This window comes from Litorivivens sp. (genome assembly GCF_057445395.1).
On sequence record NZ_JBVBUV010000106.1, the window covers coordinates 1 to 9215 of the forward strand.

General features: G+C 52.8%; 6 protein-coding genes. 4 read left to right on the forward strand and 2 right to left on the reverse strand.

The window, feature by feature from the left end; translation table 11 throughout:
- Nucleotides 1-146: 146 nt before the first annotated feature.
- Genes AC222A_RS18020 through AC222A_RS18030 form a run of 3 tightly spaced genes read left to right on the forward strand, consistent with a single transcriptional unit; the run spans nt 147 to nt 4631 of the window.
- Nucleotides 147-2495, forward strand: a complete 2349-nt coding sequence (locus AC222A_RS18020; RefSeq protein ID WP_372782000.1) for an efflux RND transporter permease subunit — start codon at nt 147-149, stop codon at nt 2493-2495.
- Nucleotides 2476-3291, forward strand: coding sequence for an outer membrane lipoprotein-sorting protein (locus AC222A_RS18025; RefSeq protein ID WP_372749754.1), 816 nt, complete (start codon nt 2476-2478; stop codon nt 3289-3291). The genes AC222A_RS18020 and AC222A_RS18025 overlap by 20 nt, the downstream gene beginning before the upstream one ends.
- On the forward strand, nt 3291-4631 hold the full coding sequence (locus AC222A_RS18030; protein ID WP_486775379.1) for a hypothetical protein: 1341 nt from the start codon (nt 3291-3293) through the stop codon (nt 4629-4631). The genes AC222A_RS18025 and AC222A_RS18030 overlap by 1 nt, the downstream gene beginning before the upstream one ends.
- A 120-nt stretch (nt 4632-4751) precedes the next feature.
- Here AC222A_RS18030 and AC222A_RS18035 read toward each other — a convergent pair whose 3' ends face one another.
- On the reverse strand, nt 4752-5246 hold the full coding sequence (locus tag AC222A_RS18035) for a hypothetical protein (protein ID WP_372749465.1): 495 nt from the start codon (nt 5244-5246) through the stop codon (nt 4752-4754).
- A gap of 177 nt (nt 5247-5423) precedes the next feature.
- Nucleotides 5424-6470 carry an NAD(P)H-dependent amine dehydrogenase family protein gene (locus AC222A_RS18040; RefSeq protein ID WP_486775380.1) on the reverse strand — a complete coding sequence of 349 codons (1047 nt, stop codon included), beginning with the start codon at nt 6468-6470 and terminating at the stop codon, nt 5424-5426.
- Between the two features lie 675 nt (nt 6471-7145).
- Here AC222A_RS18040 and AC222A_RS18045 point away from each other — a divergent pair.
- A complete protein-coding gene (locus tag AC222A_RS18045; RefSeq protein WP_486775381.1) occupies nt 7146-9116 on the forward strand; it encodes a thrombospondin type 3 repeat-containing protein in 1971 nt (656 codons plus the stop codon).
- Nucleotides 9117-9215 lie beyond the last annotated feature (99 nt).

Sequence of the window (9215 nt, forward strand, 5' to 3'; positions counted from 1 at the left end):
ATCCACTTTCAGCGTTTAGACCGTTACCCGCATGAATATCCACTGCTTTCGCACAAGGCTTGTGCGAAAGCAGTGGATGATTGAAGACACTCCCGTTCCCGTCGCTGTGATTTAATAGGGCCCTTGCTGATAAGGGGGAGATCGCCATGCTAAACGCGATTGACGAGTTTGTAGTGCGAATGGGCCGCTTGATTGTCGCTCATCGGTGGCTGACGTTATGCCTGTCTGTGCTTGTCGCTGGACTGCTGGCCTCTGGTGGTCGTTATCTCGGATTTTCAACGGACTACCGTGTTTACTTCGGGCCAGAGAATCCGCAGCTGCAAGCTTTCGACGAAGTTCAGAATATCTACAATAAGAATGACATCACCATGGTGGTGATTGAGCCACCAACCGACACCGCTTATACCCGTAAAACCCTCAGTTTGGTTCACGCCTTTACCGAGCGCGCCTGGGAACTACCTTATGTTATCCGGGTAGATTCGATAACCAACTTTCAGCACACGCAAGCCGAAGCCGATGACCTCCTGGTTGCAGATCTGGTAGCAGACCCTGATGCCGTGTCAGAGGCTGATCTTGAACGCATACGAGATATTGCGACTCATGAGCCCTTGTTGGCGGGCCGTCTAACCAGCCGCGAAGGTCATGTGTTGGCGGTGGCGATTAATCATCAGTATCTGGGTAAGTCGCCAACGGAGGTCACCGAAGCGGTAGCAGCAACACGGCTGTTGCGTGATGAGTTGCTTCGCGAGTATCCAGAGCACCGCGTCTATCTCAGCGGTTCTAATATGATGAGCAATACCTTTGCGGAGGCGTCCCAGGCGGATATTCAGTCGCTCTATCCGCTGATGTACCTGTTGCTTGTTGTGGTGGTCTATCTTTTCTTGCGCTCTGCGACGGCCACGCTGGCGACGGTACTGGTAATAGTATTTTCGACAGCTGGGGCCATGGGTTTGGCTGGCTACCTGGGCATTAATCTCACCTCACCTTCCGCGGTGTCGCCGATCGTCATAACCACGCTCGCGGTGGCGGATTCCGTGCATATCCTGGTTTCACTGTTTGCGCTGATGCGCGAAGGCATGAATAAAAATGACGCGATGGTTGAATCGCTGCGTCTGAATTTTATGCCAGTGTTTCTTACTTCCATCACGACGGCGCTGGGATTGTTGTCCATCAACTTTGCCGATTCACCGCCGTTGCATGATCTTGGCAATATCTCTGCCATGGGAGCCATTCTGGCCTGGCTGTTCTCCATTACCCTGCTGCCCGCCCTCATCGCCATTTTGCCGGTGCGTGTCCCCGCGCAACGGCGTAGCTTCATGTCGATGCGAATGACAGCACTTGGCGAGTGGACGGTGCGCAATGCCAAGCCGGTATTCTGGGCAGCGGCGGCACTTTCCATCGGTCTTATGGCGCTTATTCCCTTAAACGAAGCGAATGACAAATTTGTTCATTACTTTGATGAACGAATACAGTTTCGCAATGATTCGGATTTTATGGCCGACAATATTACTGGCCTGTACACCATGGAGTTTTCGTTGCCGGCAAAAAACGGCGTGGCTGATCCAGAGTATTTGGCGCAACTCGATGCTTTTAAAAACTGGTGGTACGAAAATCCAAAAGTGATGCATGTTTCCAGCATCTCCGATATTTTCAAGCGCCTGAATAAAAACCTGCACGGCGATGATCCGGACTGGTACAAGTTACCTGAAGAGCGCAATTTGGCAGCGCAGTATCTGCTGCTCTACGAGTTTTCATTGCCCTTTGGACTTGATCTTAATAACAGCATCAATATCGATAAATCGGCCTCGCGATTCATTGTGACGCTTGAGCACTTAAAGTCACGTGAAACCCGGGAAATACTGTATGCAGGTCAACATTGGCTGAAAACCAACGCGCCGGACATGGCGGCCAATGGTGTATCACCGGCTGTGATGTTTGCTTTTATCGCCGAGCGTAATTTCAGCTCGATGGCCGTGGGCATTCCGCTGGCACTGTTGGGCATTTCGGTGATTCTGGTGCTTGCACTGCGTAGCCTGAAATTCGGTCTGATCAGTATTGTGCCTAACCTGTTCCCCATGGGAATGGCCTTTGGTTTGTGGGCTATTTATAACGGCGAGATCAACTTCACGATGTCGTTCTCGATGGGTGTTATGCTGGGTATCATCGTCGATGACACGATACACTTTATGAGCAAGTATCTGCGTGCACGACGGGAACAGAATTTCACATCGGCGCAGGCGGTAGTTCATACTTTCCGTACAGTGGGTTCGGCGCTGTTGGTTACGTCGCTGACGTTGGCGCTAGGGTTTCTAGTGCTTTGTTACTCGGCGTTTTATCCCACCGCCAGTATGTCGCTGCTAACGGTAATGGGTATTGTGAGTGCCCTGGTTACCGATTTCCTGCTGCTGCCAGTTATTTTGCTGTGGGCTGATCGTGACCCGGAAACTGAATCAGAACTGCCATTGGAGGCCACATATGAAACTCCTGCATCCTAAAGTCATATCCCGCATGATGCTGTTGCCGCTGTTAATGTTGCTGAGCGCTTTATCTCTAGCCGAATACAACGGTCTCACCGCCGAGGAAAAGGGGCTTGCGATTGCTCGGGAAGCGGACCGCCGCGACCTTGGTTGGCGTGATTCCAGCGCTTCGATGTCAATGTTACTGCGTAATCGACAGGGTGATGAAAGTCTGCGGGAAATGCGCAATAAATCACTGGAAGTGGACGGCGATGGCGACAAGAGCCTGATCGTTTTTGATGAGCCGCGAGATGTCCGTGGAACGGCTTTGCTCACCTTCAGTCATCGGGTGGGCGACGACGATCAATGGCTTTACCTGCCGGCGCTGAAACGCGTAAAACGCATTGCGTCCAGTAACAAGTCGGGGCCATTTATGGGTTCCGAGTTTGCCTATGAGGACATTTCTTCTCAGGAGGTCGAAAAGTATACGTATCGCTACCTTCGCGACGAAACGCTCAATGGCCAGGAATGTTTTGTCATCGAGCGCGACCCGGTCGATGAAAATTCTGGATATTCCCGACAGGTGGTGTGGCTCGATAAGGCGGAGTATCGGGTGCAAAAGGTGGAGTACTACGACCGCAAACAGAGCCACCTGAAAACACTGACCTTCCACGACTACCAGCAGTACCTCGACAAGCACTGGCGCGCATCGCGATTGGAAATGGTGAATCATCAGACGCTGAAAAGCACCACACTGACGTTTACCGACTTCCGTTTTGCCACTGGCTTAGATGAGCGTCAGTTTAACCAGTCCGGACTGGCGAGAATGCGTTGATGAAAGGTGTCATCGGCCATTTGGCACTGATGATAGTCGCAGGGCCGGTATTGGGGCTAGATCGTCATACCGTAGAAGTTGACCTGCAGTTAGAGCTGCGCGCTTATACGGAACAGGCGCTCTATGCGTCGCAATCTGACCACGCGGCTTCACTGGCGCTTACGCCTCAGTGGTATGGCGAATGGAATGGTGGCGCGCATAGCGTCACCTTCGCGCCGTTTGCGAGAATTGAAGCGGTTGACGAGCAACGAAGCCATAATGATATTCGCGAGCTCCACTGGCAGGGCGTGCTGGGGCATTGGGAAATACTGCTCGGCGTTTCCCGCGTGTTCTGGGGGCGCACCGAAGTATTGCATCTGATTGATACGATCAATCAGGACGATGCCTTGGAGAACCTCGATGGTGAAGACAAACTTGGCCAGCCCATGCTGCGATTTAACTACGTTGCAGACAATGGGAGCAGTACACGACTGTTTCTACTGCCCTACTTTCGCGAGAGAGCCTTCCCAGGGCGTGAAGGTCGATTTCGGTCGCCGTTGCCAATTGACGACGGGAATCCTCTCTACGAATCGGGTGCTGAACAAAGCCACCTGGACTGGGCGCTTCGCCATCAGGGCTGGGTGGGTGCTCTGGATTACGGCGTGGCCTGGTTTTCGGGAACCCAACGCGACCCCAAGTGGGTGCCCGGTGCTGTTCGTCTGACCGCGTCTGGCCCGCTGGGCCCTGCGGGCGCCACATTGTACGGCCTTGCCACGCAACTCGGTGTGGGTGCCGGCGCAACCCGGGAGCTGGCGCAACCCGGGTACCAGATCGAGTCTGTTCGACCATTTTACGGTTTGATGGATCAGTTCAGCGTGGATGCCCAATACACGGTGGGTGACTGGCTATTCAAGGCAGAGGCACTGTGGCGCGATGAATTCAATCGCCGAGGGGCGGCGACGAATCCCGGTATCGCAGCGCGGGATCGATACGCTGCGGCCAGCCTCGGCTTTGAATATACGATTTATGGTCTTGCCGGCGGCGCCAGCGATATTGGCGTACTGCTGGAGTATCTGTGGGACGAGCGCGGCACCAGAGGAAGTGGTTTTCAGAACGATGCATTCGTCGGCGCTCGCTGGGCTGCCAATGATGTTGTCGGTACGGCGCTGCTGGCGGGTGTGGTCGTTGACTTGGATGAACGCAGTCAGTTTTATAGTGTGGAGTTTAGTCGACGCATTGGCAACCGTATGAAACTAAGCCTGGAAGCCAGGGTGTTACATGACATTTCGCCGCAAGACGAAGCATTTTTCCTTGCTCGGAATGACGATTACCTGCAGCTTGAGCTCAACTGGTATTTCTAAGGTGGAGGGGGCGGCGTGATCGCTGGCAACCTACGGGGGCTTGGATTGGAGCTCGGCCTGACGCTGGCGGATGCCCTCTTAAAGTAGAAGAGGGCGTAGTTTAACGCGACAGTAGCGGGGTTAATTCAGCGCCAGTGCCTGACTTGAATCGTAGCCGAAGTGGCGGGCTACTTCTGGTTGTGCCATAAAACCTTGAACAGCTTTGGCGAGCTCTTCGCGAAACGCATCACCCGGTGCGGACACCTGATAGATCTGGTGTTCAAACACGGCGCGATGACGCTGTACTTTCAAGCGTACGCGAAACTCGGTTCGCAGCTTACCATTGTCGTTTACTACCGGGCCGCTGCTATGGTCCGCGGCCACATCAATGATCAGGCGAGTTTTGCTGTTGCCTGTGTAGTCCTCGTGCATGCCAGAGCGCACCAGTTCTGCAATGTGTTGCAGCGCTGCCTGCACCGGCGCTTCGGCTTTAGAGCGCTCTACTGGGCGGAGGTCACCAAAACCTGTGCCCGCACGAGGACCGGGTTCACCGTAATTCAGCTCGATGGCAGGGGTTTGGGCAAAGCCGAGGCCGGAAATCATGACCGCGACGGCCAGTAAAAAAACGTTTTTCAAAACAATACCTTTGATCGTTAAGTAGAAAATGCGCCAGAGAGCCTCAAAAAAAGGCGCGCGTATTGTAGTGGTTTGGTCGGCCAGAGTCACGCAGCAATCGGGTTGTTCAGTGGAAGTGAGTGGCCACTATTGCGAGTTGCTCTGTGCAGCCTGCTGCTTTTTAGCCCCAGTTAGGGGCTATCCGACAAACCCGGCGCCGGTTATCAGGGGTAGATCGGCATAGGTTCGAATCCCGGCCGGCGCCCTGCAAACGGCAGGTATGGCATTGATGGCAGGTAGTGCTGTTGTGATCAGATTCGACTGCATGGCTTCAATAGCACTGCTTGGCTGTTCGTCATCTGGCAATGAGTGTTTCAGGGTGAAGCTGACATTGGGGCGGCCTTGTACATTCACAACGTAGCCCTCGTGCAGGGGGTAATCAGGCTCTACCTTAGTGCCCATTTTCCAGCGATATTTCAACTCAACCACGGGCCGTCCACGGTAAATGCCCTGCCATGCGGCATTGACTCCAGCAACACAGCCTTTGGCAATCTGCATAAACCCAAAGTCGCAGTCTTCAACCGCAGCGGAAAAGCTGGCGTCAAAACGAATATCATCGAAGGGAATTTGCAAGGCCATGCCGGCCACGCGCACACCTTCGGAAAACACTTTCGAGCCTTCGCGCAGGGTATCACTTAGCCCGGGAGTGTTAATGGGGGCACCAAACCCGCAGCTTTCCCAGGTTTCCTTGGAGGCATAGCCGCTTGCATCGACGGATTCCAGCACCGACACGCAATCGATCTTATCGCATAAGCCGGCGGCGACCAGACCAAGCAGGCTGCTGAAACCGGGGTGAATACCGCTGCCGAAAATCGAGCTGTTGCCTTTCTCGCAGGCGGACAGAATGCGATTGCGGGCTTCTTCACCGAGAGAATGCCCTGTGATAAAGGCCGAGGTGGTAACGATATTGATTCCGCGCTCGAGTATGGCGCAGAAGTCGTCCGCGTTGGCCCAGAGACCGTTGTAGCTTACGCAATCGGGTTTGAGTGCCAGCAGAGCATCGGCATTCTGCGAGGCGACCACGTCGATCGGTTCGATACCTGCAAGGGTGCCTGCATCCTTGCCAGCTTTATCGCTGTCGCGAACATAGCAGCCAACCAGCTCCAAGTTTGGGTTGCGCTGTATGGCGATAATAGCGCGCCGGCCAACATTGCCAGCATTCCATTGCACTACGCGATAAGCCATTCGTCTGCTCCGACCCGTTTTCGCTTACTGTAGGTCGCGGCGGGTCGTGTATGCAAAGTGCGTGGTGCAATGCACTAAACCAATATTGTATTTCGTCGGTACTGCCACATATCCCTCCTTCGCTTATCGCTGCTGGGTAATGCATTTCAAAAGTATAGGGAGTTCCTCCGCACAGACGCTCGGTGCGGTAGCGACTGCTAACTAACAGATCGCTGCGGGTGGTCTCATATCGGATGGCCTAGAGTTAAGCTCATAATATGTGATAGCCCGAATGATTTTTTTTGTCGCACTTTGTATGTCTATTACTAGACCTCATCGGATCTCTATTTCCTACGTGTGTTGGTGGTCACTATCGTTTAAAGCGGGTTGCTAACTGAATCGTGTTTTATCGTCTAACCATAGTGTAAAGCGGCGAGTACATTTGAGCGGATTGGATTGTAAGCAACTTAGATTTAACGCCATAAATATAGCGTTAGTTAAATCATAAAAAATTTCTATTGATCTGTTGACCCCTGTTTTCAACCGTTATAGATTTGAACTGTGTCACATTGCATGAAGTGGTGATGGGCAAAGATAATTATTTCATATCGAGGTGTTGTTCATACTAACAATAACGATCTAACGCCAATTTCCTTTACGTCGCAATTCACAAATTCTCTCGAGGGGGGAGACTTGATGAATCAAACTAATTTCGCTCGTGAATGGGCGAGACGGGGCTCTATTGCCCTGTGGTTATCAATCCTGGCCGCGTGTGGCGGTGGTGGAGGGGGTAGCGATGATCCAGCGCCACCACCAGAATCCGCATCAGATGCACCTTCACCTGATGCAACCGCCAACACGCAAGCGATTAGCGGGTCGGGTGTAAAAGGGCCGCTGGCAGGCGCAGTTGTCAATGCCTATGCGTTTCTCGCGGGCTCGGATGACTTCAAAGGCGCGAGCATCGCCACTGGTGAAACAAACGCGCGAGCTGAAATTGCAGGGCTTGCGGTAACGTTACCCTTGCCGCAACTACTTATTTTGGAAGTATTGGCAGACGACGATACCGTTGATATCACAACGGGTGGCCAACCTGTGGTGAAACGTTTGATAACGGTAGTAGACAGCAGTGAGTTGTCCTCACCTGTGTATCCCTCGCCACTGACCACCGCGGCATACAAGCTGGCTGTTGAGAATGCAGACTCCACGAAGCAGCCCTATACCGGCGACGGAGATGGCGTGGTTTCTAGCACTGAATTTCTCAGCGCATTCAAAGTTGCCAGTAAACAAGTAGCAAGCGTGTTTGGTTTTGGCGTAAGTGCCGATATTAATCTGAATACTACGCCGCCGCTGGTTACGCAAAACACGGATACCGTCGAAGCGCAGCGTAAATCTGTTCAGTATCGTATGGCTATTGAGGCGTTCTCGGCGGTTGTAGAAAACCTTCGGAAAGAGGCCGTTGCCAACAATAGCGCGTCGACAGTAACTGCTGACTCCTTAGTAGATGCATTGGCAAAGGATCTGAGTGACGGCGAGATTGACGGAAGCTCGGCTACCGGACAGATACAGGAGTTTAATGATGTAAGCGATGTCGCGGCAGCAGTGACCGTTGATCCATCTACCTTGAAAATTCCGGGTACGGATACCCCGGTTTCTGAGGTGAGCAAAGTGATGGTTGCGGAAAAAGAAACGACCGGTAACGACCAAAACACGCAAGCAATGGAAGATGGCACGGTATCTGAATCACCGAAGCAGGCGCGAACGGCTCCGGATATTGATGAGGATTCGGTAGCTGACGCTAGCGATAATTGTCCTACGGTGAGCAACGAAACTCAGGAAGATCGTGATTCGGATACTTACGGTGATGCCTGTGATGCCTTTCCGGATGACGCAAGTGAGTGGAGTGATCGTGATGGCGATGGCGTTGGCGATAACAGCGACGTGTTCCCTAACGACCCCGCGGAGTCTAGAGATTCCGACAAGGATGGTGTGGGAGATAACGCAGATGCCTTCCCTGAAGATCCGGCAGAAACCAAAGATAGCGACGGCGACGGTATAGGCGATAACGCGGATGCGTTTCCTGGTGATGCTTCTGAATCCAAAGATACCGATGGCGATGGCGTTGGCGATAATACAGATGCTTTTCCGAACGATCCGGCAGAGTCCAAAGATACCGATGGTGATGGTGTCGGCGATAACCGCGACGCGTTCCCCGGTGACGCAGCAGAAACCACTGATACAGATGGTGACGGTGTTGGTGATAATGCGGATAGCTACCCGAATGATTCGGCAGAGTCCAAGGATTCAGATGGCGATGGTGTAGGCGATAATGCCGACGCATTTCCAAATGATCCTGCGGAAACCAATGACGCCGATGGTGATGGCGTTGGTGATAATGCAGATGCTTTTCCCCAAGACCCTGTCGAATCAGTTGATACCGATGGTGATGGCGTGGGCGATAACCGTGATGCCTTCCCTGAAAACCCCAATGAGACGGCAGATACCGACGGCGATGGCATTGGCGACAATGTAGATAACTGCCCTGAAGTAGCTAACGCAGACCAGGTCGATAGCGATGCGAATGGTGTGGGTGATAGCTGCGAGCCAGATCCGAACACAGAGAATGCAGTCTGGGATTCGTCTAATTGGGACGAGGCCAATTGGCAGTAAGAGAAATTAGAGCGGTAAAAAATTAATTAGAAGAGGTTTTATTATGAAAAAGATTGCTATTGGAGCGTTGTCTTATTTTGCGATGTCGGCTGCTATCTC

Coding starts and splice junctions, on each gene's coding strand:
- AC222A_RS18030 (WP_486775379.1), top strand. CDS start 3,291: ATGAAAGGTGTCATCGGCCATTTGGCACTGATGATAGTCGCAGGGCCG.
- AC222A_RS18020 (WP_372782000.1), top strand. CDS start 147: ATGCTAAACGCGATTGACGAGTTTGTAGTGCGAATGGGCCGCTTGATT.
- AC222A_RS18045 (WP_486775381.1), top strand. CDS start 7,146: ATGAATCAAACTAATTTCGCTCGTGAATGGGCGAGACGGGGCTCTATT.
- AC222A_RS18040 (WP_486775380.1), bottom strand. CDS start 6,470: ATGGCTTATCGCGTAGTGCAATGGAATGCTGGCAATGTTGGCCGGCGC.
- AC222A_RS18025 (WP_372749754.1), top strand. CDS start 2,476: ATGAAACTCCTGCATCCTAAAGTCATATCCCGCATGATGCTGTTGCCG.